At 45.2% G+C, this 26012-nt stretch carries 21 protein-coding genes; 6 read left to right on the top strand and 15 right to left on the bottom strand.

Translation table 11 applies throughout. The features are described 5' to 3' along the window. Nucleotides 1–208 precede the first annotated feature (208 nt). From pncB to Q384_RS06715, 4 genes are all read right to left on the bottom strand, one after another. Nucleotides 209–1426, bottom strand: a complete 1218-nt coding sequence (gene pncB, locus Q384_RS06730) for a nicotinate phosphoribosyltransferase (protein ID WP_037586730.1) — start codon at nucleotides 1424–1426, stop codon at nucleotides 209–211. Between the two features lie 256 nt (nucleotides 1427–1682). Continuing rightward, nucleotides 1683–2111, bottom strand: coding sequence for a PaaI family thioesterase (locus Q384_RS06725; protein WP_037586729.1), 429 nt, complete (start codon nucleotides 2109–2111; stop codon nucleotides 1683–1685). Further along, nucleotides 2108–2614: a PaaI family thioesterase gene (locus Q384_RS06720; RefSeq protein WP_037586727.1), complete on the bottom strand. Its 507-nt coding sequence runs from the start codon at nucleotides 2612–2614 to the stop codon at nucleotides 2108–2110. Before Q384_RS06720 ends, Q384_RS06725 begins: the two co-directional genes overlap by 4 nt. Nucleotides 2615–2715: 101 nt before the next feature. Beyond that, nucleotides 2716–4557: a cation:proton antiporter domain-containing protein gene (locus Q384_RS06715; RefSeq protein ID WP_084224420.1), complete on the bottom strand. Its 1842-nt coding sequence runs from the start codon at nucleotides 4555–4557 to the stop codon at nucleotides 2716–2718. A 122-nt stretch (nucleotides 4558–4679) separates the two neighbouring features. On the opposite strand from Q384_RS06715, the gene serB reads away from it, so the two are divergent. The 6 genes from serB (at nucleotide 4680) to drmB (ending at nucleotide 15894) form a co-directional block, all read left to right on the top strand. Then, nucleotides 4680–5534: a phosphoserine phosphatase SerB gene (gene serB, locus Q384_RS06710; RefSeq protein WP_037586726.1), complete on the top strand. Its 855-nt coding sequence runs from the start codon at nucleotides 4680–4682 to the stop codon at nucleotides 5532–5534. A 96-nt stretch (nucleotides 5535–5630) separates the two neighbouring features. Further along, nucleotides 5631–5957, top strand: coding sequence for a hypothetical protein (locus tag Q384_RS06705; RefSeq protein WP_051940589.1), 327 nt, complete (start codon nucleotides 5631–5633; stop codon nucleotides 5955–5957). 228 nt (nucleotides 5958–6185) lie between these two features. Further along, on the top strand, nucleotides 6186–7736 hold the full coding sequence (gene vsr, locus Q384_RS06700; protein ID WP_281174510.1) for a DNA mismatch endonuclease Vsr: 1551 nt from the start codon (nucleotides 6186–6188) through the stop codon (nucleotides 7734–7736). A gap of 7 nt (nucleotides 7737–7743) precedes the next feature. Next, nucleotides 7744–10371 carry a DrmE family protein gene (locus Q384_RS06695; RefSeq protein ID WP_156956488.1) on the top strand — a complete coding sequence of 876 codons (2628 nt, stop codon included), beginning with the start codon at nucleotides 7744–7746 and terminating at the stop codon, nucleotides 10369–10371. Further along, nucleotides 10368–14054 (top strand): helicase-related protein, encoded by a 3687-nt coding sequence (locus tag Q384_RS06690; protein WP_156956487.1) that lies wholly within the window; start codon nucleotides 10368–10370, stop codon nucleotides 14052–14054. Before Q384_RS06695 ends, Q384_RS06690 begins: the two co-directional genes overlap by 4 nt. Continuing rightward, nucleotides 14047–15894 carry a DUF1998 domain-containing protein gene (gene drmB / locus Q384_RS06685; protein WP_051940585.1) on the top strand — a complete coding sequence of 616 codons (1848 nt, stop codon included), beginning with the start codon at nucleotides 14047–14049 and terminating at the stop codon, nucleotides 15892–15894. The genes Q384_RS06690 and drmB overlap by 8 nt, the downstream gene beginning before the upstream one ends. A 231-nt stretch (nucleotides 15895–16125) precedes the next feature. Here the strand turns inward: drmB and thrC are convergent, their stop codons facing one another. From thrC to Q384_RS13990, 11 genes are all read right to left on the bottom strand, one after another. Then, entirely contained in the window at nucleotides 16126–17541 is a 1416-nt protein-coding gene (gene thrC / locus Q384_RS06680) for a threonine synthase (RefSeq protein ID WP_037586724.1), read from the bottom strand. A gap of 185 nt (nucleotides 17542–17726) precedes the next feature. Further along, nucleotides 17727–20594, bottom strand: a complete 2868-nt coding sequence (gene gcvP, locus Q384_RS06670) for an aminomethyl-transferring glycine dehydrogenase (protein ID WP_037586722.1) — start codon at nucleotides 20592–20594, stop codon at nucleotides 17727–17729. Between the two features lie 188 nt (nucleotides 20595–20782). Further along, nucleotides 20783–21418 carry a GDSL-type esterase/lipase family protein gene (locus Q384_RS06665; RefSeq protein ID WP_037586721.1) on the bottom strand — a complete coding sequence of 212 codons (636 nt, stop codon included), beginning with the start codon at nucleotides 21416–21418 and terminating at the stop codon, nucleotides 20783–20785. 51 nt (nucleotides 21419–21469) lie between these two features. Next, nucleotides 21470–22678 carry an MFS transporter gene (locus Q384_RS06660; RefSeq protein WP_051940582.1) on the bottom strand — a complete coding sequence of 403 codons (1209 nt, stop codon included), beginning with the start codon at nucleotides 22676–22678 and terminating at the stop codon, nucleotides 21470–21472. A 185-nt stretch (nucleotides 22679–22863) separates the two neighbouring features. Beyond that, nucleotides 22864–23151 carry a hypothetical protein gene (locus Q384_RS06655; protein WP_037586719.1) on the bottom strand — a complete coding sequence of 96 codons (288 nt, stop codon included), beginning with the start codon at nucleotides 23149–23151 and terminating at the stop codon, nucleotides 22864–22866. Between the two features lie 146 nt (nucleotides 23152–23297). Continuing rightward, nucleotides 23298–24017: a DUF637 domain-containing protein gene (locus Q384_RS06650; RefSeq protein WP_281174511.1), complete on the bottom strand. Its 720-nt coding sequence runs from the start codon at nucleotides 24015–24017 to the stop codon at nucleotides 23298–23300. 38 nt (nucleotides 24018–24055) lie between these two features. Beyond that, complete coding sequence (locus Q384_RS06645) at nucleotides 24056–24367, bottom strand: barstar family protein (RefSeq protein ID WP_037586715.1); 312 nt, start codon at nucleotides 24365–24367, stop codon at nucleotides 24056–24058. Between the two features lie 8 nt (nucleotides 24368–24375). Beyond that, nucleotides 24376–24687: a barstar family protein gene (locus Q384_RS06640; protein ID WP_051940581.1), complete on the bottom strand. Its 312-nt coding sequence runs from the start codon at nucleotides 24685–24687 to the stop codon at nucleotides 24376–24378. Nucleotides 24688–24695: 8 nt separating this feature from the next. After that, entirely contained in the window at nucleotides 24696–24983 is a 288-nt protein-coding gene (locus Q384_RS06635; protein WP_051940578.1) for a ribonuclease domain-containing protein, read from the bottom strand. After that, on the bottom strand, nucleotides 24980–25270 hold the full coding sequence (locus Q384_RS06630; RefSeq protein WP_037586733.1) for a barstar family protein: 291 nt from the start codon (nucleotides 25268–25270) through the stop codon (nucleotides 24980–24982). Before Q384_RS06630 ends, Q384_RS06635 begins: the two co-directional genes overlap by 4 nt. An 8-nt stretch (nucleotides 25271–25278) precedes the next feature. Beyond that, nucleotides 25279–26012 (bottom strand): ribonuclease domain-containing protein (locus Q384_RS13990; protein WP_051940577.1); only part of this gene is annotated, 734 nt, incomplete at its 5' end.

Here is a 26012-nt window from a genome sequence, read left to right as displayed (position 1 = left end):
TCTGTCAAATCGCTCGGGTACATAAAGGATTACCTACTGTCTTAATTTATCTGCCAATTATACACCATTTGATTCTATTAAGAATTTTTTTGAACATGGGTTCTAAGGCCTTTAAGTGCCTTACTTAATCTCGCCGCCATACCCCAAAACCGTTACTCTATTGTCCGTAATGGCTGCCTGTATCCCTGTATTGATGCTTTCAGGCAACCTATTCGGAAACGCTGAACACTTGACGCAGATATGCCAAGAATGTGCTGTTGTCAGACATGGTTTTCCCGGGTGTATCGGAGATTTTTGCCACCGATTGCCCGTTGCACGCCACCAGTTTCAATACGATATTCAAAGGCACAATGCCCATGTCGTTGGTTAAATTAGTACCAATACCGAAGCTGGTTTTAAAACGGTTTTTAAAATACTGATACAAATCCCACGCCCGCTCGATATTCAAGCCGTCGCTGAACGTGAGCATTTTGGTGCGTGAATCAATTTTGAGTTTCCGATAATGCGCGTATGCTTTGTCGCCCCAAACATACGGGTCGCCGCTGTCGTGGCGCAAGCCGTCAAAGAGTTTGGCGAAATAAAGATCAAAATCACGCAAGAATGCGTCCATGCCAACAACGTCGGTAAGCGCAATGCCCAAGTCGCCGCGGTATTCATGCACCCACGCCTCCAGCGCGGCTTTTTGGAAATCACGCAAGCGCACATCCAAAGCCTGAAACGCTTGCATGAATTCGTGCGCCATTGTCCCTATTGGGGTGATGTTCAGTTTTTTCGCCAAATACACGTTGCTGGTGCCGCGAAAAATATCGGGCGCGGCATCATACAGTGTGCGGATAACGTGTTCCTGCCACGACAAGCGATAACGGCGGCGAGTGCCAAAGTCGGAAATTAAAAACGGCGATTCGTCTGAATGATTTTCGGCGGCATAACGGCGCAGCAATTCGGCTTTCGCCTGCAAACGGCGTTCACCCTCCGCCAGCACTTCAGGCGTTTCCAAACGGCGGAAATACAGCTCATTAACAATCGCCAGCGTGAAAATCTCAAAAAACATCGCTTGGAGAATGGGACCTTCCACGCGGATATTCAGCCGCCGCTGTTCGTCGGTGCTGACGCGAATAAAACGGCGTTTGAGTTGGAAAAGTTCCAAATAATCAACAAAATCGCTTTTAATAAAACGCAATCCGCGCAAATAAGCCAATTCGTCTTCAGTAAATTGAATTTGGCACAATTGATCCAATTCCCATTCCAATTCTTCTTGGATTTCGGCTAAGGGATACACCGTTTCGTCGTTGTTGCGGCAACGAAATTCATACACGCCGTATGCTTGCGGAAATTGGTGCAAAACCACTTGCAACATGGTGAATTTGTATAAATCGGTATCCAAAAGTGAGTGGATTATGGGTGTTCGGGCGGAGTGAGCATTCATGGCAGTAATATTTGATTGGATTTCACCGAATTAAAACATGATTTATTGGGTTTGCGGAAAAAATAACCAACATTATTTTAACAATGATGCACAAAATCCAACAGATACATCACGGCAAAACGGCAAGCAATCTATCTGTTCGGAATGGCTTTGAGATACGGGTTGCCGCACTGTCTGTACGGGGTTCATCGCGGCGATGGTTTGTTTTCAGGCAGCCTGTAAAGTGTGTTTGCGTCTTATCCGCCGCCCGCCAAACCTATGTCTGCGGCATCTGGAAATGGGTGCGCGCGGTGGCAATGGGTTTGGCAGAATCGCTTTGCCACACTTCGGCGGCAACATTGGCAATGCGATGACCTTGCCGAGTGAGTACACAACAGGCGTAACAGGTTTCGGGTTTGCCGCTGCGCAAATAGTCCAGCGAAAAATCCACCATTTTCGGCAGTTGCGATAAATTCGCGCTGTGATACAAAAATAAGCAAGAAGCACTTTCCAAAAAGCCGCCGATTAAGCCGCCGTAAAGTGCGGGCAGAAAAATATTGCCGATGTTTTGTTCGATAAACGGCAGGGAAAACAATAACTGATCGCGCTCGCCGTAACCCGCTTCCAAGCCGATAAAAGCGGCATACGGCATGATGCGGCGGGCGTTTTCAGTGAGTGCAGGGTTTGATGTAAATGCCGTGGTCATGCCAATTCTCCTTTGCCGTAATGCTGTTTCAGGTAGCTTTCAAATTGCTGTTTTTCTGCTGCATCAGCAAACGGTGTGCGCATAAATGCGGCAGTCCCCAGCGCGATGGGGTCGTTTTCATCGTGCTGATAACAATGGGCGCGCACGAATGCCACTTGTCCTGCCAAGCGGTAACACTCTGCTTTGGCATAAACGCGGTCGCCTGAAGTGGCGGGGTGCATATAATCAATGCGCATGTCTAAGGTGGCAATCACTTCAAAATCAGTCAGTTTTGCTGCCACGGCACAGGCAGAAACCACGTCCACCAAGGAAGTGATTATGCCGCCGTGTATCGTTTGACTTTCGGCGTTGCCCACCAATTCGCTGCGCCAAGGCACACTCATCACCGGCTTGCCGCAATCTGCGCCCTCCGCACGAATGCCGATTGCCACGCAATGCGGCACTTGAGTATAGTGTTGATAGAGCAAGGAAAAAACGCTGTTGTCGTTGATAAAAGTACTCACATAACCTCCTGACAATGCTGCCGTTGGTATCTTTATAAAAGGCATATAGCAGAAAAACGCTGAAATATGCCTTACGCCGTTATGGTTTTTGCCGTAATCCCTTATATTTCGGCTGTTTTTTGCGTTTCAGGCGGCGTTTCAAGCAGCGTCTCAAGCAATGTTTCAGGCAGCCTTTCATCTGTTTGCACCGATGGTTTTTCTTTTGCCGCGATTCGGTCAAACAAACGAATGATTTCTTCTGCCAAAATGAATTTGGTGTCCACAATATACGTTGCACCGGCTTCGTTCAGCGCGATGTTTTCTTCGGCATCGGAGCTGAATACAATGATGGCTAACTGCGGATTCAGTTTTAAGGCTTCCTGAACAATCGCCACTGCTTCGGCATGGTTGCGAATCGTGATGATTAAATATTTGGCTTCTTCGATGTACACCGCACCCAACATGCCTTCAGACAACGCGTTGCCGTATGCCACGGGAATTTGGCGGGCGCGCAATTCAGTTGCCACGTCCAAGCGGCTTTCCTGTACATACACGGTTTCACCGACATTTTGCAAATGCGCCAGCACCAACCGCGCCACCGAGCCGTAGCCCACCATAACGGCATGACCGCTCACCGGCGGTGCAATCACCATGTCTTCGTCTTGGAATAAAATTGACACAGGTTTAATCGGCGCAGCCATTTTGGCGTGCGGTTTGCCACTGAGCAAAATTTCGCCGTCTTCGCTTTTTGATGTTGTTTGCGCGGGTGTTTGTGCGGTTTGCTGTTGACGGAGGTGGTTTAACCACATAAACAAAAACGGATTGAGAATAATGGTAATCAGCGCGCTGCCCAAAATCACATCACTGGCCAAGGGCGGCAAAATTTGATAAACCAAACCCAAACTGGCAATCATGAATGAAAATTCACCAATTTGCGCCAGCGAAACGGCGATGGTAAGCGCAGTGTTTTTCGGGTAGCCCAGCCACTTCACAATAAAAAAAGCCGCCGCACTTTTACCCACCACAATAATCAACACCGTTGCCAGCAGCAATAAGGGTTCACGCACAATAATACCGGGGTCAAACAACATGCCCACCGACACAAAAAACAACACAGTGAAAAAATCGCGCAAACCCGTGCTTTCTTCTTCGGCAGTGTGATTCATTTCGGTTTCACTCAAAATCATACCGGCAAAAAATGCACCCAGCGCGAAAGACACGTGAAACAAATAATTGGCAAGCAACGCACAGCCCAGCGCAATCGCCACCACACCCAAGCGAAACAATTCAGGGCTGCCTGTGCGCACCACTTTTTTAAGCGACCACGGAATCACCCGCCGCCCAATCAGCAGCATCACTGCCACAAAAGCCACGATTTTCAGCGTGGTTTCACCGACAAGATACAACAGCTCCTGCCCGGATACCGTGCCTTTGCCCGACAATACTTCCGCCATAGCAGGTATCAAAACCAACACAAACACCATCGCAATGTCTTCAACAATCAGCCAGCCGGTGGCAATGCGTCCGCGCGAAGAATCTTTTAAATGCCAGCGGTCGAGCGCGGCAATCAGCACCACTGTTGACGCGCATGACAACGCCAAACCAAACACCAGCCCCGCACCCCAGTGCCAGCCGACAAGCAAACCCAGCCCCAAACCCAGCAGCGTGGCAAAGCCGATTTGTATCACCGCACCCGGAACAGCAACGCGCTTCACCGACAATAAATCACGAATGGAAAAATGCAACCCCACGCCGAACATCAGCAGAATCACCCCCAATTCCGCCAATTCCTGCGACAATTTCGCATCGGCGGTAAATCCGGCGGTGTACGGACCAACAACAATGCCTGCCAGCAGATAACCCACAAGCGGCGGCATTTTTAATTTTTGTGCCAAAAAACCCAGAATAAAGGCAAAAAACAAGCCGCCGACTATGGTTTCAACTAAAGGAAAAGCGTGGTTCATGAAAATTCCTGCATCAGATAAATCAATCAAAAATGGTTTTGATTTTAACACTGAAAATCGCCGAGTTTGTCAGCATTTTCACGAAAATCACTATATACTGCGTATTTTTTTGACACGAAAAAATGAAATCTTCAAAATCCGCCTCTGTTTTGGTGTTACAGCACCCGCGCTTGGCTCAATGTGATTTGAGTGCCGTAAACCGCTTATCCGAAAAACCCGTTTTTGCTTTTGACAACACCGTATTGCGCCTGCCCGTTGCCACCGATTTCAGGCTGCCTGAAACCATTCAGGCAGCCCTTTTGGCACAGGAAATTGATTTTGGAATATTGCCTGATTATGCCTTTGCCGACATCGGCTTAATCTTGAGCGATATGGATTCCACGTTGATTACCATTGAGTGTGTGGACGAAATCGCCGCAGGTGTCGGTTTAAAAGCGCAAGTGGCGGCGATTACCGAACGCTCCATGCGCGGCGAATTGGATTTTGCACAATCTTTAAAAGAACGCGTTTCCCTCTTAAAAGGGCTACCTGAAGAAACACTGCAAACCGTTTACGATTCCGTGTTGCAACTCACCGCAGGTGCGGTTTATTTATTGGACGAATGCAAAAAACATCACGTGAAATTTATGCTGGTATCCGGCGGATTCACTTATTTCACGGAACGATTGCGCAAAAGTTTGAATTTGGACGCGGCTTACGCCAACCAATTGGTGATTGAAAACCGCGTATTAAGCGGCGAATTGAGCGGACGATTAATTGACGCACAAACCAAAGCCGATTTACTGGTTGAACACCGAGAAAAATGGCATTTAAGTCAGCGTGTGGTTTTGGCTGTGGGCGATGGTGCCAATGATATTCCAATGATCCAAGCGGCTGATATTGGCGTGGCGTTTCACGCAAAACCCAAAACCCAAGCAGCGGCTGATGTGTCTATCCGTTTCAGTGGTTTGGACGCGCTGCGAAAATGGTTTCGGTAGAATGCAGGCTGGCTGAAAACAGAAAACTGAAAAAAGGCAGCAGACAACTATAATCTTTGCAGCAAGATTTTGCACAAGATACTTGCAGATACTTTGATGCGTCGTGAATTTACAAGTTCGGTTACCGCAAAATTTATCACCGAATGTGACCAGATTTTTACCGAAAATGCTAATCGGGCTGATAAAGATGGCGCTATTACACCGGAAAATTTTCAACTGAATCTGAAGAATCCAATTATTGCCGAATCCTTTCACAACATTGAATATGCAGACAAACTCGGTTTTGATGTAAGAAATCTGTATAAATATGATCGTTACTATTCAAACAAAGATCCTGAGTTAATTGGCGGCGATGTGTTCCGGATTATTGTACCGCTTGATGATGAATATTCTTTTGACGCGAGAACTGTTAAAAGGCAATAATTGCACAATAAATTGCACCTTAACTGAAATGGCTGTTTTGAATTTTCTCAGAGACAATCCGAACTCAACACAAAATGTAATCGTGGTTGTAATTGACAGATCACCCCGAAATGCCAAGTCGGACATTGCCTCGCTGTAAAGAAAAGGGATTACTCGAACGCAAAATGCAATGAGCGTTGGATTGTAAAGCAAGCTGACTGACAACATTATCAAGCGAGGTGACACGCTGTGGCTCGAAAGACAAAAGAGCAAATCAGTTTCAATATGAGCCGTGTGCGCGGCAAAGATAGTGAACTTGAAAAAGCTCTCTGCACAGAACTTGACCGTCGCGGTTTAATGACCTATTCACGCAACGATAAAACTGTATTTGGGAAACCCGACTTTGCATTTAAAGCTCGGAAAGTAGCCGTTTTTTGCGACAGTGAATTTTGGCACGGCTACGATTGGAAACGCACGGCAACTGATATTAAGACCAACCGCGAGTTTTGGATTCCGAAAATCGAGAAGAATATGGAACGGGACAGAACCGTTGTCGAATGCTTGACGGCAAACGGATGGACGGTGTTACGCTTTTGGGGCAATCGCATTAAGCGTGATGTTTTAGGATGCGGCGATGATATAGAACGTGCACTACGTGTATATCCGCAGTCGCCATATCGGACAGTTGACCTTTGCGCCGGAATAGGTGGAATAAGACGCGGATTTGAGCTTGCCGGAGGATTTACAAATGTGTTGTCAGCTGAGATTGACAAGTACGCCTGTATGACATATGAACATATTTTTGGAGAAAATCCCAAAAACGATCTAACAACAGAAGAGTTTAAGAAAAAAATCGAAAGTACTGCATATGATGTACTTCTTGCGGGTTTTCCCTGCCAGACATTCAGCCGTGTCGGACTCGGCGAAGGGTTCGCTAACGAAGATAAAGGAAAGATATTTTTTCATATAGCCGAAATTATCGAGAGGACACGCCCGTGTGCGTTTTTCTTAGAAAATGTAGACCACCTCGTTACCCGCGATAAAGGTGCCACATTCCGAAAGATAATTGACACGCTGGAAATACGATTGAAATACAGAGTAATCGGCGTAACGATGATGAACAACGGGATTTCAAAATATAATCCAAAAGATTTCGTGAGAAATTCCCGTAATTTTGGTGTTCCGCAAAATCGACCGCGAACATATATTATCGGATTTGACCGTGAACGCTTTTGTCCCGACAAATTGGATTCCCTGCCGTCTGAACTGCCAAAAAAACGTGAACGGCAATTATATGCCAATCTTAACGATTTGATGGAGCAAGATGTTGAACCACGATACTATATGGCTTCGGGGTATCTCGAAACTTTAGTTCAACACAGAGAGCGTCAGGAAGGCAAGGGATATGGGTTTGGATACCGAATCGTAAACCAACCGGATATTGAAAATCCCATTGCCAATACGCTTCTTGCAACAGGCGGTTCAGGCAAGGAGCGCAATCTACTTTATGACCCTCGCGACGGCATAGCAGGATTAAAGATCAAGGGAAAGAAAACTCCGCTTAATGACCAAGGAGTTAGAGTGATGACTCCCACCGAGTGGGGAAAGCTGCAAGGCTTTATAAACTACGCCTTTATGAACGAAAACGGAGAGGATGGTTTTTCATTCCCCGACAGCATTCCCGACATTCAAAGGTACAAGCAGTTCGGCAACTCAGTAACCATACCCGCCGTAGAAGAAATGGCTCGCTTTATGCGGCTATGCCTTGATACGCTCTGTAATAGTAATGACGGGAGGTGATTTCGCCGTGACAAACGAACAAATGCTGTCCGCGCTTACCGAAAAGTGCGACATCTATTTTGAAAGTTCGCTCATATCCAAAGAGCAGCTTGTCAAAAAGTACGCCGACTTTTTCGCGTCTGAATTGTCCGGTGAAGAACGCTCGGTAAGTATTGCTTTACATACAGGTTCTGTGTGTTTTGAGATTATTTCTCTTATCACTGCGGCTTTGGGTTGTTTGTTATTTGATGCTACCACACCTGAACAAATTATTGATGCATTGAACATCGGCGATATGGTTCTCTACGAAAACCAACGCTATCGTTGGCTTGGAACAACGACCGAATTTGGAAATTTGCATTTTGCGCTGGAACAGGACGCGGTCGGTAAAAACGGACCACTAAAACGGTATATTCTGTATGAAGCGAATAAGCACCGCGTAAGACCGTACTCCGGCGAATCGGAGAAAACCGACGGGCGTGGAATAAAAAGATATAAAAATAATCGTTCCGATTTTATTTCTTACATATTTGACGTTTCATCCTCGGAAATTCCAAGCGTTATGGGCGTTTCTACGGTTATTGTTATGGAACGCAATGAGTTTTACCGTATAGCCAAAGGCATTGATATTGTTTATGCCAAGGACAAACAAATCGGCTTACTTGATATTGCCCCTGCGGCATATTATACCGACAGCGGCGAAGAGTATCAATACGGCAACAATCCCGCGAAAGCAGAACCCGTTTTGAAAGTAACAGGAAAGATTTCAACCGCTCGGGATTTGGTGCTTGATAAGCACGGTAATAAAGCCGTGGGATTAATGATTATCAGTTCTGATGCACTGGCAAAAGGCGGCACAGAATTAAAGGAGCTGCTTGAAAGAAAATCGTTAAAGTTTGCCCACATTTCGGCAGGGATAGATTCAAATGGTGCAGAAAATCTTGTCAGAACGCAAGAAAGCGCAATGTTATTTGCTTGCACCAGAAAATTTCTGTTGCAAAACTCGCTTCCTTCTCAGGCATCGAACATACTAACTAATGAGCTTGCTAAACAGGTTGGAAATATTGTTCATAACGCAGTCACAATGGAAATTATTGATGGTGCGTGCTCTTGGGACGATTTCCGCAAAGCAAAAGAAGCTCTCTACATAATTAAGCGAGCGGACTGGAACGAAGAATTGAAAAAACGATTCGTCATTTCCGCGTATTCTCTTTTGAATTTGTTTGCAACTGCGGTCTTTCCAATACGCAAGCTGGAAAAAGCTGTGGAAAGCGGGCAAATAGCGGCGATAATATTCTCTCCGGCAGTACGAATACGAGAATTACGGGAACTATCCGATAAATCGGGAATTACAAATTTGCAGTGTGCATATATTACCGAACTATTAGAGCGTCTCTATAAATCGTATTCCGATGTTTGTCCGAAATATGACAGGCTAAAACAATTATTGCAATCCCAGCAGAGGAAAGTCGCGATTATTGTTCCAAAAGTATATTACATTGATATTCTTAAAAGAGAAATCGGGTTACACAGACCGAATTACACATTCGTTACCTCCAATCAGTTTGATAATTCGAAAAGTTACGACGAGATTATTGTTGTCGGTGATTTCACAGGGAAACGCTTTGACCCTCTCAAATGCAGAGCCGCAACCGATATAATTGTTTTTCTCTATGAATGTGAAACGCATTGGTTCAAATCCAAAATTCGTAAAGCGAGAAATTTCGAGAAAGAACTCAATTCCAGAATGGGCATCTTTGATTATGATGATGCCGTAGATGACGGCTTGTCAGATAACAATTTGCCCGAAGCTGAGATTGCGATATTCGAAGAATATGAGATAGATTTGAAACAATTCATCAATAAAACCAACACCATCGACATTGGGAGATTTACGGTAAAAGCAACAGATTCTGCTGGAAACTCTCCGATATCGGAAGTTTGCTCTATCGGGCGATTTACGACTGGGGAACAAATATTGTTCTCAAAATACTATAAGGCGGTCATATTTGATTCTGCAAACGGTACCGTAAATGAAAGCAATACCGATGATCTCACTCCGGGCGACCTATTGGTATTTGCAAAACGCGATGATTACACTCGAAATATGGTGGATTTTATCTATGAAAAACTGCAAGCAAACGAGTTGCTTAAATCTGATGTTCTTGAAGCGACTGAAAAGGCGGTTTACTGGAAAGAGGCGCTTCGGAAATACGGGAATGTCAACAATCTCTCGTATAGGGAGATTGCTAAAGCCTTGCAAAAACTCGGCAGCTCACTCCAAGAGATGACAGTGCGGCAATGGCTGATTGAAGAAAGCCATATAGTGGGCCCGCGTGATGAGAAAACGCTTGAACAAATTGCCGAACTCACGCAGGACGCATGTCTTCTCCAAGATACACACGGTTATTACAAAGCTTGCCGTGTTGTAAGGCGGCAACGCAAGGAAATACTCGAACTCATTGGCAGGGCAATCACGGATAAGCTAATCGGTCATATGCCGCCTAAAGGGAGCTTGCTTGAAACAGTATATGAGAATGTCGAGAATCTTTCGGAGATATTGGAACTTGAAAGTGTTTCGCTGCTTGACGAACCAGCAATCGTGCCGATAAACCTAATAAATAAACCGATAGCGGAGTGGGAGGTATCAGCGTGAACCCTAACGAAATTAGAGAGCAAATGATAGGTGCTCGTAAAGAATACATCAATCTAATCAAATCCGAGTTGATTGGGCCGGGTTCGGAGTTTTCCGTTCCCAATGCCGAGCATGAATTGATTTCAAGCAGTCCGATAAGTCGTTATTCTATTGGAATACTTTATCCGCAGGGCAATCAAGTAAACCAAGACAGTGACGAAACCGTGCCGTTAAATGCTGACGAAAGCGAAAATGACGAAACCGAAGATATTGATGATGTTTCTCCGCAGACAGACGATGCGTCTGCCAACAAACCCACACAAAAACGCGAGCGTGAATTTGACGAAACCGCCGAGGAAAATTTGGACGAAGAAATCGGATTGTCCGCTCAGTATATGCCGTCCTCAATGGGGATAACATTTACCGTCAAAGGAACCGTAGATGTGGTGCGTTGCAAGGTTGTGTTTGCGACTTACAGAAACGCGAAAGTGCCGGATTGCATAATACCTTTTACACCCGATGACCCAGACAATTATTCCGTGCCATCAGCGCTGGTGCATAAAATGGGCTATGACAAAAAACATAAAGTGATGCGGCTTACTTCTCCTATAACCGCAAAGGAAATCAAAGAAATCCTTGAAAAAGGTATCATACCGGAAAATGAGTTTGCCGCCATAAGACAAATCGCGTATCGTTTTGTTGATTTTTGCAGGAACGGCTATATTCGAGAACCACATACGGCTGATTGTATACTTGATTTTTCTCAAGGGGATTATATTGACAACAATAAAAAAATCGACGGAACAACTGCAAAAGTAACCGCGCTCAGAACAAAAATCTCTGACGAGGTGCGGTCTCTGACCATTATGTTGGTAAATGATTTTGCCGAAACTCCCGCGAAAGCGCATCATTGTATTTTTCAGCCGAAAATTGAAATTTCATCAGAAAATAATGACTTTATTTTCTATGAAACTGACCACGATTCTGACATTGCTGAAATGGACGAAGAAGAGCGTTCCCTTGAACTGTTGTACCGCAAAAAAAAGATGTATGGTACAGGGCTTGGCGTTTCTGTTGATTGGAACATCGACACAGCAGGAAAGGGCGGCATTTGGAGCGAGTTCTTTCCGCAAGCCGAAGTTCCGCCGATGAGTTTTGACTTGCCGAAAAATGACACAGTTACCGCAAAAGACCTGTCTATGAAGTACCTGTCTGACTTAAACGACGTATCGAAATCCGAAAAGTTGCTATCGCTGAAGAATATTGTTGACCTTTACAAATCTTGGGTTGACACTTTGGAGACAACCGCTTCTGCGCTTGATATTCGTTATAAATCGGCAGCATCAAAAAATATATCAGAATGTAAGCGCGCTTACAAAAGAATGTATGCGGGTGTTGAAACATTGAGTAATAACTCCGACGCGTACTCGGCATTTACGCTCGCGAACAGAGCGATGTTTATGCAAAGGATCCACCTAAAACTGCAATCCGACACCTCAAATATTGACAGATATCCCGGTGACGAACAAATATCAGAGTTGTTGCGTTATATGAATTATAGGGAAATCTCTGACGACAATTGTCATTGGCGACCGTTCCAGGTAGCTTTCCTGCTTATGGATATAAACTCTATTACAGACGATGAATCGCCGGAACGCGACATTGTAGACTTAATTTGGTTTCCGACCGGAGGCGGCAAAACGGAGGCTTATCTCGGCTTGACTGCATTTACAATATTTTATCGCCGACTAACTCACCTTGCCGAATCCGGTGGAACATCTGTAATAATGCGATATACACTCCGTTTGCTTGCCGCTCAACAATTTACCCGCGCAGCTACGTTAATATGTGCTTGCGAGTTTATTCGTAAAGATTGTGAAGCAAAGCAGCATACCTATCCCGATTATCCGTTAGGAAAAGAACCGATTACAATAGGTTTGTGGATCGGAGGAACGCATATACCGAACCGAAATGAGGATGCAAAATATCATCTTGAAAAGCTCTTGAATGTCCGTGAGCATTATTATGTAAGGAATGAAAAAGACAGGCACAACAAATTTCAAGTATTGAAATGTCCTTGGTGTGGGACAAAACTTGTTAAAGATGACAAAGATAAAACTCTTATCGGCAAATGGGGCTATGCAATGCGCGATAAGTATTTCTATATGTTCTGTCCACAAGAGGACTGTGATTTTACATCGCGGCTTCCTATTCAAATTATTGACGAAGAACTTTACCGCAATCCACCGACTTTGCTTTTCGGAACGGTTGATAAATTTGCTATGCTACCGTGGGATGGGAGAATCGGTGCGTTCTTCGCTGCGGGGACAAATAACCGCGCGCCAGAACTGATAATACAAGACGAACTCCATCTGATTTCCGGCGCGCTCGGAACAATGGTCGGATTGTATGAAACCGCCGTTGATGCTATCTGCGGACAAAAAGGAGTCAAACCGAAAATAATCGCGTCCACCGCTACGATTCGTAGGGCAAAGGAGCAATGCTCCGTACTCTACAATCGTGAAGTGGTGCAATTTCCTTCGCCCGGGCTAAATGCCGAAGATTCATTTTTTGCGCGTGAAGCAACAGTTGATTATGAGCGCGGAGTGTTTGGTCGTAGGTATGTAGGGATAATGCCATCGGGAAAAACAAAAGCAATGACAGAAATCAGAGCAATGGCTGCGTTGTTACAGAAGGCGAATACAATGTCTTTATCGGATGAAGTAAAAGATAAGCTTTGGACGCTCACAGTATACTTCAATAGCTTAAAAGACCTAGGTAAAGCGTCAACATTGGTTGACGATGACGTTAAAGATTTCATTGTTAGAACCGCAAATAGAATGTTCACATCGCGACGGTTGATAGTTGGGGCAGATGAACTGACAAGCCGTGTCACTACCACCGAGTTAAACGAGACACTTGATAAGTTGGAAAAATTGGAGTATTCCCGCGAAAACATCAATGACAAGCGATACGCTTCCAACGTACTCTTGGCGACAAATATGATTTCCGTCGGAATTGATGTTGCTCGGCTGAATGTTATGCTTATGGTAGGGCAGCCGAAACTGACAAGTGAGTACATTCAAGCGTCAAGCCGCATCGGACGTTCGTTTCCCGGCGTTGCTTTTGTACAATATGATGCGACAAAAAGCCGCGACCGCTCACATTACGAGCGTTTCAGAGCATACCACGAATCGTTTTATCGGTTTGTTGAACCTACGGGAGCAACGCCGTTTTCAAAACCCGCACGTGAAAGAGCGTTACACGCCGTTCTTACCGCAATGCTCAGACAACGGACAGGATTGAAAGAAGATAAAGACGCGGCGAACTTTGACAGAGAATATTTTGCCGATGATATAGATGCGATTAAAACATTTATAATTGAACGCATTCGGGATATAAATATCCGCGCCGACAATAGATTGAAAGATGATATTGATGATGTCAAAGTTGAGATAGACGCGTTTTTTGACGAGTGGCAGAAAACAGTTCAGGAGTGTAACGAAACCGGGAAGACGGTTATTCCGTTTTATTTCGGGCGTAAATATATGGTTAAGCCTCCTTACGCCGGAGAAAGACGTCTGCTCAGGCCATATAATTCCGCAGAGCAGGATTACGCCACCGAAACTTTAATCTCAATGCGAAACGTTGACTCGCAGGTCAGAGGAAGAATCGTGATTTGGGAGGACAAGACTAATGGATGAGCAAATCAGAGAAAAAGTGGAACTCAACCGCGTAACACATTCCGTCAGAGCGGTGCAGGCAGTTTTACAGTACGGAGTAGGTGCAATGGTTGATTTTCCCGACCAGACGCTCATAACTGCCGCACCTGAATATTGGAGCGGATCAACAAGAATTTTCGATGAGCGTTTCGCGAAAGCTCTTGGTGTAGACTATTTTGCCACGCCTACCGATATATCCTACGCACGTTTTCCCGAATGGTACTTTTGCCCAAAGTGCAGAAAATTTCAGCCGATAGCACAATGGGTTTCCAAGTACAAGAAAAAAGCATCGCAAAGAACCCGCGAATTCGATGAGCATATGGTGAAGCATATACAATGTTTGGATTGCCATCAGGATTTAGTTGTTGCCCGTATTGTGACTGTGTGCGAATGTGGACACATTAACGATTTTCCTTGGGTAAAGTGGGTACATAAGCAGAGTAAAAGACGCGTTTGCGCTACTCCGTCTTTGAAATTTAAGACCGGAGCATCGGGTACCGAAGGATTGGAAGGGTTAAGTATCTCCTGTTCGTGTGGCGCAACGACAACACTAAAAGATGCTTTTGGCAAAGGTGAATTTGAAAAACTCGATAAAGACAGTGATACGCCGGAATTTAAATGTGAGGGTAATCACCCTCACAAGCACATAAGAGAAAAATGCACCTACTATCCTAGAACCGTTCAACGCGGTTCGTCATCGGTTTATTTCCCAATGATTTATAGTTCTTTGGTTATTCCGCCATTTGCAGACAAACTAAATGCTAAGATTGAAAACAGTAAAGCGTTTGCCGATTGTATGACGATTATTGAGGATGAAGAACCCGATGAACGAATTGACATGATTAAAAAACGACTTTCAAAGTGGGTCGAAAAAATTGCGTTGGAAATCGCTGCCGAAAAAGCTGATATTGGAAATATTCTCACTCGCAAGTGGCTTAACGAAGATGCTGTCGAGACCGATGTCACAAGCGTGAAATATCGAGCGGAAGAATATGCGACACTCAGCGGTGAGGTTTCGACTCCAACAGGAGCGTTGGGGGATTTTTCCCGTGAAAAAATGAATAGCGACGATTACAACCTGCCGCACATCAAGTCGATTTCGCTCATAGACAAGGTTAGGGTTGTTAATGCGTTAATCGGATTTTCTCGAATCAATCCGGTGGCAAGTAAATACGATGCCGGATTTGTTCATATCAAAGAAACCGAAACGCGTTGGTATCCCGCTTATGAAGTTCGCGGAGAGGGAATCTTCATTGAATTTGAACAAAGCGATATAGATGATTGGGTGCAAAGAAATCCCGTTGTCACAACAAGAGCAGACCGCATTAAAGACAATTACAGCACTTCGTTTATCGGACAAAATCACCCGCGAACAATTACACCGAAATTCATAATGCTACACACATTATCACATTTGCTGATTAAGCAACTTAGTTTTGAGTGTGGATATAGTATTGCTTCACTCAGCGAACGAATTTACTGTGCCGAAGAAGTGGATGGTAAGCAAATGTCCGGAATATTCATCTATACCGCAAGCGGGGATTCCGAAGGCACGCTCGGAGGTCTTGTACGTCAAGGCAGACCTGATGCGTTTCCTCATATTTTCAAAAAAGCGATTGCAAATGCGAAAACTTGTTCAAATGACCCCGTATGTATACTTAGCCACGGGCAGGGACGAGAATCATTAAATCTTGCCGCCTGTCACGGTTGTGCGCTTTTACCCGAAACCTGTTGTGAGGAACACAATGGTTTTCTCGACCGTGGGCTTATCGTAGGTACGTTTGAAGATAATAAAATTGGGTTTTATAGCGGATTGCTTTAACTTGCTTTAACTTGTTTTAATGATTTCAATTTTATTATGTACTACCTGCTTTAATATTTTCTTTTCTTATAGCAAACCTACTATTTTTTCAGACTAAATGGTTTATCTAGTTAATTGTTTTGAAGGATTTAATGGTTGAACATATTAATTTTCATAAATTTTATTCAAAAACAGGCTGCCTGAATATTTTTCAGGCAGCCTGTTTTCAGCCGATTCAATACCGTTTTTGCTTTATCCGTTTAACACTTCTTTCATGTACATTTTCACTGCCGCGGCGTTATTGGGCAATACTTGTACGCGCTGCGGCAAATCTTCGATGCCTTCGGTTACGGCGGGGCGCGGAATGTTGATGTTGCTGCCCAAGGCTTCGGCAATGGTGTCGGCAAATTTTGCCGCCAGCGCGGTTTCCAGGCAAACAACATTTTCACCGGCTTCACGCAAATTGCGGGCAACGGTGATGCCGTCGGCGGTGTGCGGATCAATAATTTGATTGTCGTTGGCATACACGTTGGCAATGGTGTCGATGCGGTTGCTGTGCAGGCTTTTGCCGGATACGAAGCCGTATTGTTCGCGGATTTTGTCCAGCAACAAATGCAAATTGAAGCCGTTACCGGCGGCGATTTCGTCCCACAAGGCTTCGGTTTGGGTGGCATCACGATCCACTAAATCAAAAATAAAGCGTTCAAAGTTGGAGGCTTTAGAAATATCCATTGACGGGCTGGACGTTACCCGTGTTTGTGCGGCAACACGCGGTTTGTAGTATCCGCTTTTGAAAAATTCATACAAAACATCGTTTTCGTTGGTTGCTACGATTAAGCGGTGTATCGGCAAACCCATCATGCGGGCAATGTGTCCTGCGCAAACGTTGCCGAAATTGCCGCTGGGTACACAAAACGATACTTTTTCTTCATTGCTTGAGGTAGCTGCAAAATAGCCTTTGAAGTAGTACACGATTTGGGCGGCAATGCGCCCCCAGTTGATGGAATTAACGGTGCTCAGTTGGTATTTTTCTTTGAATAACTCATCGTTTTGCAGGGTTTTGACGATGTCTTGGCAGTCGTCGAACATGCCGTCAATGGCAATGTTGTGGATATTGGCGTCGGGCAGGCTGTACATTTGCGCTCGCTGGAACGCGCTCATTTTGCCGTTTGGCGACAGCATAAATACGTGTATGCCGTTTTTGCCGCGCAGGGCGTATTCGGCAGCAGAACCGGTGTCACCGCTGGTGGCTCCGATAATGTTTAATGCTTTGTTTTCTTTTGATAATACATATTCAAATGTATTGCCCAAAAATTGCATTGCCATGTCTTTAAACGCCAATGTCGGTCCGTTCGACAAGCCCAAAATACCGATGCCGTCGTGCAGGCGGCGCAGCGGTGTAATGGTTTCACTGCCGAAAGCATCGGTGGTATAGGTTTGGTTGATAATGGCTTTTAAATCGGCTTCGGGAATATCATCGGCAAATAATTTGATGATTTGAAACGCCAATTCAGGATAGGATAAATCACGCCATTGATATAAGGTTTGTTCATCAATGTGCGGGTAATGTTCGGGCAAAAATAAACCGCCGTCGGGTGCTAAGCCCATGAGCAGAATTTGGCTGAAACGGTGGTGGGCAGTGCGCCCGCGCGTACTGATGTATTTCATGTAAAACTCCCTTGTGTTGCGGCTGCCTGAAATATGCATTTTTCAGGCAGCCTAAAGCCAAAACCATTATCCTGTTGTTGCGGCAAACCATTGAAAACAACATGGCAATTCTGCTTTATGTATTCAAACTGTCTCGCCGTTTGGTGCTGCTTAACGTTTTCAGGCAGCCGCAATTGCGTTACGCATCATGATTCATCACTCATCGGTGGGCAGGAACACACCAAATTACGGTCACCGTAAACATCATCAACACGGTTTACACTCGGCCAGAATTTGTTTTCACGCACATAAGGCAGCGGAAACACGGCTTCTTCGCGGCTGTAGGCGTGCTTCCATTCACCGATGATGTCGGCAATGGTGTGCGGCGCATTTACCAATGGGTTGTCTTCCTTACTCCACACGCCGTTTTGTACGTTTAACACTTCTTGCTTAATCGCTTTCATGGCAACGATAAAACGGTCAAGTTCTGCTTTGCTCTCCGATTCAGTCGGCTCAATCATTAATGTACCCGCCACCGGAAACGACATGGTGGGTGCGTGAAAACCGTAGTCAATCAAGCGTTTGGCGATGTCCACTTCGGTGATGCCCGATTCGGCTTTTAACGGACGCAAGTCAATAATACATTCATGCGCCACACGGTTGTTTTTGCCTGTATATAACACCGGATAATCTTCCGCCAGCTTGGTGGCGATATAATTGGCGTTGAGTAGCGCGGTTTCGGTGGCTTGGCGTAAGCCATCCGCACCCATGAGGGTGATGTACATCCATGAAATCGGCAAGATACCGGCTGAACCATACGGCGCGGCAGACACCGCACCCATGCAGTCTGCCGCACCATTCACCGGTACAACACTGTGGCTTGGCATAAACGGTGCAAGATGCATTTTCATGCCGATGGGGCCGACACCCGGACCGCCGCCGCCATGAGGAACGGCAAAGGTTTTGTGCAAATTCATGTGCAATACATCTGCGCCGACATCTGCGGGGCGCATTAACCCCACTTGCGCATTCATGTTTGCGCCGTCCATATACACTTGACCGCCGTGCTGATGAATGATTTGGCAAATGTCGCGTATGCCTTCTTCAAATACGCCGTGGGTGGACGGATAGGTAATCATCAAACAACTCAATGTATCGGCATATTGCTCTGCTTTGGCTTGTAAATCGGCAATATCAACATTGCCCCATTCATCGGTGTTTACTGCCACCACTTTCATGCCCATCATTTGTGCACTGGCAGGATTGGTGCCGTGAGCGGATTTCGGAATCAAACACACATCACGCCGTGCTTGCCCTTGGGCTGCCTGAAAACGGCGAATCGCCAATAAGCCCGCATATTCACCCGACGCACCAGAATTCGGTTGCATGGAAATCGAGTCAAAACCGGTAATCGCTTTGAGCTGCTCTGCCAAGCCGTGGATCATTTTCAGGCAGCCTTGTACTTGATCTTTGGGCGCGAACGGATGCACGTAGGCAAACTCCGGCCAAGTCATCGGCATCATTTCGGCAGTGGCATTTAATTTCATGGTACAGCTGCCCAAAGAAATCATACTGCGGTTCATCGCCAAATCACGGTCTTCCAATTTTTTCAGGTAGCGCAGCATTTCGTGTTCGGTGTGGTAACTATTGAATACGGGGTGCTGCAAAATTTTATCGGTGCGGCACAAAGCATCGGGAATACGGCATTTGGTTTCCGGCGGCAAGGGACGGGCTTTGCCTAAGAAAATTTCAGTTAAAGCGGCAAAATCTTCAGCGGAGCTGGCTTCATGAAACGCCACACCCAATACGCCTTTGCCGGTGCGGTGCAAATTGTAACCTTTGTATAAAGCACGCTGATAAATCAATTCCTCGTCTTCTTCGCTGCAATCCATTTCCACCGTATCGAAAAATTCATGATGCCGCACAATCAGGCTGTCTGAAACCGAGCTGCCGAAATGCGAAAGTGCATCGGCAAAAGCGCACGCCATGGCATGAATGCGTGAAGCAATGCGTTTTAAGCCTTCGGGGCCGTGATACACCGCATACATGCCCGCCAAGTTTGCCAGCAACACTTGCGAAGTGCAGATATTGGAATTGGCTTTTTCACGGCGAATGTGTTGTTCCCGCGTTTGTAAAGCCATGCGTAAAGCGGGTTTTCCTGCCGCGTCCACCGACATGCCGATAATTCGTCCCGGCGCGGCGCGTTTGTATTCTTCTTTAAACGCAAAATAAGCCGCATGCGGCCCGCCGAAACCCATCGGAATACCGAAACGCTGTGTGCTGCCCAGCGCAATGTCCGCGCCCAATGCGGCGGGTGATTTCAGCAATACCAAGCTCATGATGTCTGCCGCCACCGCCACTACTGCACCTTTGGCTTTCAGGGCGGCAATCGGTGTGCTTAAGTCGGCAACATCACCACCCTTACCCACGTATTGGCACAAACCGCCGAAATATTCGCCCTCAGATGCGGTTTGCCAATTGCCCACCACCAATTCAAAACCAAAATATTGGGCACGTGTCCTCATCACGTCCAGCGTTTGCGGGTACACGCGTCCATCAACAAAAAAGCGATTACATGATGACTTGCTGATTCGGCGCGCCATGCTCATCGCTTCGGCAGCGGCGGTGGCTTCGTCTAAAAGCGATGCACCCGCCATATCAAAACCGCTTAAATCCATGCACATCTGCTGAAAATTCAGCAACGCTTCCAACCGCCCTTGCGCCACTTCGGCTTGATAGGGTGTATAGGCAGTGTACCAGCCCGGATTTTCCAGCACATTGCGAACAATGACATAAGGCAGACGCGTGGGATAATACCCTTGACCAATATAACTTCTATTAACAATATTGTTTTTGGCAATGCCGCGCAATTTATACAAAGCAGCAGACTCAGACATGCTGTCGGGTAAATCCAAAGGGTGATTTAAGCGAATGCCATACGGAACAACACTGCTGATGAATTCATCCATATTGCGACTGCCCACGGTTTCCAGCATGGCAACGCGGTCGGCTTCGTTTAAATCAATGTGTCTGCCGATAAACTCACGGTTTTGGATTAAATCATTAAAATTCATTTACTGACTCCTGATGAAATGGTGGTAATAATTATTTGTGTTTTTTTATGGTACTCAGAACGGCTTTGTTTTATAAAACCGCAAACAAGTTATTTGAATAATAAGCGTTATTTTCAAAATCATGCGGTCGCCAAGCAATTATCCACAATGAGGTCATACAGGCAACCTGCTAAATCGAAAACAACGGCTTACGCCAACCAGCCTTGCTTCGTCAAAAACGATGCCAACGCTTCCGCAAATACGCGATAGCCTTTTGCATTGGCGTGAATCGGATCTGATGTTAATTTTTTATCCGACAATATCTCCGACCAGCCATCGGCAAACAACGGAATATTTAATTCTTCTGCCAATTCGGCATACATGGGGTGATCGCTGACAAAACCAAGCACAGCGCCCGTTGTGAAGTGCGGCTCGGCAATCAAAACCGCATCAATGTGTTTTTCACGTACCAAATCCACCATTTCCCGAACATTACGACGGGTTTCACTTTCAGGCAACTTGCGCAAAAAATCATTGCCGCCGATGCCGATTAACACCAATTCAGGCCGTTCTTTCAATAATTCAGGCAGCCGCTGCAAGGCTTCTGCCGATGTATCGCCGGACACACCGCCGTTAATCACCGCCCAACCGCTGATTTGCGCCAATTGTGCGGGGTAATCCTGCCCTGCTGCCGCGCCGTGACCCGCGGTTAAAGAATCACCCAATGCCAGCACACGGCTGCCGGCGGGCAATTCGGAAAACTTCCTTGTGCGCGAACAAGCCGCCAAAGGCATCAGCCCCAAGATTAAAGCGGTTTGCAGAAAACGCCGACGGTTAAAGCTCATCAGTATGCCTTTCAGGGAGCTACCTTAATATTATTTCCTGAAAATATAATATTATATCTTTTTCTTTGCCATTAGCACGCCCGCAATTATCATTGCCGCCACTTGTGCAATGATTAAAGTATTCACTGCCGCCGGCCAGCCGCCGATTTCAAATGCATGACCGCACAAAAACGCGCCGACCGTACCGCCGCCGTAATACGCCATGTAATACAAGCCAGACGCCAAAGATCGCCCTTCGGTTACGTGGTGCGCAATATAATTAAGCGTAGATGCTTGAGTAATGAACACACCGGTGGACATCATCACCAAAGCCAAAATCACCAGCCACAAATGACTATCCAAAGTGAGCAGCACACCAAACACCGATAAAGCCACCGCCAGCAATGCCGTACGCACCGCACCAAACCGCGAAATCAACCGTCCTGCCACCGGTGTGATCACCATGCCAATTAAATACACCGTGAAAATATTTGCCAAACCTGCGCTGCTCAAATCATAAGGCGGCGCGGCAAGGTATAAATTGATATACGTAAAACAGCCCACAAGTGAAAACAGCACACAAAAACCCAAAGCGCAGGCAGACAATACATGGCGGTTGTGTAAATGCTGCCACAGCATTTTTAAGGCTTGCGACACGTGCGGTTTCGGCACAAACCGTTTGGACGGCGGCAATTGCTTCAACACCAGCACACCGCCGGCAACGCTTAACAACGCCATAAACAAAAAAGCATACCGCCAGCCGATAAATTCATTCAGCCAGCCCAATAAAAAACGCCCCATAAAACCGCCGAAGACAGTGCCGGAAACATAAAAAGACATCAGTTTCACCCGCGCAATACCATCGAACTCTTCACCGATATACGCCAACAGCACCACACTGATGCCCGGCACCACCAAGCCCTGCAAAAACCGCAGCCACCAGATTTGGTCAATATTGTGAACAAAACACATGGCAAAGGTCGGCACACTTAAAAAAAACACCGATCCGATGATAATCCAGCGTCTGCCCCACGCATCGGATAACATACCCATAAACGGCGACATCATCGCCATTGCCAAAACGGTTGCCCCTACTGTAGCACCGGCAGCCACGGCATTGAGGTGAAATTCGTGCATCAATACCGGTAAAATGGATTGGATTGAATACACCTGCAAAAATGCCAGCGAACCGGTGATGGCAGCAGTCAGCAATAAACCCAAAGTCAGCGATGCGGGTGCAGGTGCGGGCAAAGCGGCGGTTTCAAAATTCTCTGTGGTCATGATGATTCTTTAATAAATATCGGATTGTTTTCATAATAAAAAATGTTATTGATACAGCTATTTATCATAAAATTAAAATTTACTTTGGCGATGCTGTATCAACCAGTGCCATATTACTCTTAAATACTAAGGAGAAAACGCCGTCATGGCTTGATACACCAGACTACTTGCTTTTTCATCACATATCAATCCGAAACAATCAAGCCCTGTAGGCTGATTTGGTCAAGATACGATTGTTTAATCGCTTGCGGAATCGCACCCAATCCGCCGCTTTTAATCAAATCCGCTAATGCGTTATAGGTGTCTATCAGGCTGCTGACAATGGTTGTCAGTCCTTTAACGGTATCGTACAAGTTGGCGGGAACGCCCGTAATCATACCCGCCGAGAAACTGCCGTTTTGTCCTGCGCTGACGGCAATGTATTTTACTTCTACTTGAGCGCGGCACAATGCGGTTTTAGAACCTATGTTCAAAATGTTTAAGAACCAATATTCAAAAAATTCTTAATAAAATCATATGGCGTATAATTAGCAGATAAACCAAGATAGTAGGTAATCCTTTATGTACCCGAGTGATTTGACAGATAGCCAATGGGCGATGATTGAGTCGTTTTTTGACATCATATGATTTTATTAAGAATTTTTTTTGAACATGGGTTCTTACATGCCGCTGATTCTTTTTGTTCATCGGCTTTTTGTTTTTCGCTTAAATAGTTATTTTCAACGGCGGTTTGAGCGGTATTGGCAGCGGTGTTGGGGTTGCCGCCAATCGCCGTTACCACGCTGGCGGCAATGAGTTTGCTGATATTGACGATTTTCTTTTTATCGTCTGCGTAAGTGTTTGAACCGTAAACGGGGCGTGGCATGGTTTCGGCGATAATCTCCGCCACTGCCGCCCCAATCGCACCGTCTCTGCACTTCTCCTTATTCGCCGCTGCCGCCGCACAACCCGCGACCGCATGGGCGATTTTGTGGGCGATGTATTGGTCGCTGAATGTGCCTTTGATTTGACCGGCAATTTCTCCGTGCACACTTTGCACCAATGCCGATAATATCGCCTGTTTTAATGCTTCTTCACCACTGCCGCCGCTGATTGCGGTGCTGATGATTGCACCGGATACCGAATTGGTCAGATTGACGGCGAACTGATTCAGCGTCGCATTATTGCTGATGTTGTTTAATGCCGCATTGCCGCCCACTTTTTCTGCGACACCGGCGGTGATCACCGCCACCGCTAAACTTTTGGCGGTTTTGCTGCTGCCCAGCTCTTTCAGGGTTTTGCCGATGTCGCCTTTGTTGTTGACCAGGGAAATGGATGCTTGGGTGGCTAAACTCGATATCGCGATAACAGTTTAGCCATAATAAATAGAACTGCTTATTATTCTAGTGAATAATCAAATATACGAGGATTTTCTTGATTGCGAAATTGCTGATGTAATAATAAGTCCTCTCTTTTTATTTTTTCAAAAATATCAGCAATGTGCTGAAAATATTCTTCCCCTATAGCTTGCTTAGAAAGCAAATGATCTCGCCAAGTAAGCAGAACTGGTCTTTCTACGTCTATGCGGAGCCTATCCCAAAGTGCATCTAGATTATGTCCATAATATTCGCCAAAATCTAATAAGCTGGCTATTTGATTATGGAAATCTTGTTTAGTTTTTATTTTGCTGCCTTCTAAAATAACTTTCATGATTTACCTTACTCCAATGAATAGTTAAATATATCAATAGGATCTTTATCATTATTAAATTTTAAATGGAATGAAATATCATCTTGTTTAACAGCTTCAAAGAGATCTACAATATTTTTAAAACACTCTTCTCCTAAATTTTGCTTAGAAAGTAAATGTTCTTTCCATACAACAAAAATAGGCTTTTGTTCAGTAGTTAACCGATCCCACAGTGCATTTAAATTATTTCCATAATACTCACCAAAATCTAATAACTTAGAAATTTGATTATGGAAATCTCGTTCAGTTTTTATTTGATTACCTTCTAAAATAATTCTCATGATTTACCTCATTTCCATCTGCCAATTGAGGTAACTGTTTCGTAATGATCGCGAGTGATATACATCAATCCATCATTTGAATATACTAACCGAGTACCAGGCTGTTTTGCTCTGGACATGGTATTAGAGATACCAATATCCACCTCATACCAAATTCTATTGTTTGTATATGGCAATAATTTTTCTTGGTTATAATAAATATCACCACCGATTTGCTTACCTGAAGCATACTTTCCCAATGCTTTATTTGCATCCCAGTCATACTGGCAACTCTTAAGTATAGATAGAAAAATCAATCCAGAAAATAATCAAATTTATCTTTCCATTTAAAATCAATGTCTTGATTTTTTGTTTTTTCAAAGATATTGATTATTCTATTAAATACATAAGGTTCTAACATTTTTTTTGCGCAAAGATGGTCTTTCCAAATAATAAAAATAGGGCGTTCTACATCTGTGCTTAAACGATCCCATAGTGCATTTAGATTATTTCCGTAATACTCACCAAAATCTAATAACTTAGAAATTTGATTATGAAAATCTTGCTCTGTTTTCATTTTGCTGCCTTCAAGTATAATATCCACGATCCACCTCACTTCCATTTGCCAATAGAGATAACTGTTTCGTAATGGTCGCGGGTGATATACATCAACCCATCGTTTGAATATACTAGCCGAGTACCGGGCTGTTTTGCTCTGGACATGGTATTTGATACACCAACATCTGCCTCGTACCATATTCTATTATTTGTTTGCGGTAATATTCTTGGGTTATTGTCAAATATATCACCACCGATTTGCTTACCAGATGCATAATTACTCAACGCTTTACCTGCTTGCCAACCGTGCTGTGCTGCTTCGTTTTTAGTAATATAATAATCAGGCAATTTCCCATTTTTCTTTAAGCTGGCAACCACTTCATTTGCGGATTCAATGGCTTTTAAATCCAATTTCAAATCCACAAACAGTTTAGCATTGTGGGCAGCATCAGTTCCGAATTTAATGCCTTTTCCTGCGGCAGCACCTCCTTTTTTAGTAACATTCGTCACCACAGCCGCAGTCAGTGTCGCGCCGCCTTTTGCCACGCCCGCAGCCCCACCCGTACCAATGGTGGTGGCAATGTCGGTGAGCAATTTACCCGTTTCGACACCCGCATTAAACGAACCTTTTACACCCGCTATTTGATACTGCTGTTTCAAATGGCTGATTTGGTCAAGATACGATTGTTTAACCGCTTGCGGAATCGCACCCAATCCGCCGCTTTTAATCAAATCTGCCAAAGCGTTATAGGTGTCTATCGGGCTGCTGACAATGGTTGTCAGTCCTT

The sequence above is a fragment of the Stenoxybacter acetivorans DSM 19021 genome (assembly GCF_000745895.1).
GTDB classification, from domain to species: Bacteria; Pseudomonadota; Gammaproteobacteria; order Burkholderiales; family Neisseriaceae; genus Stenoxybacter; species Stenoxybacter acetivorans.
This window is presented reverse-complemented; position numbering and strand designations above follow the sequence as displayed.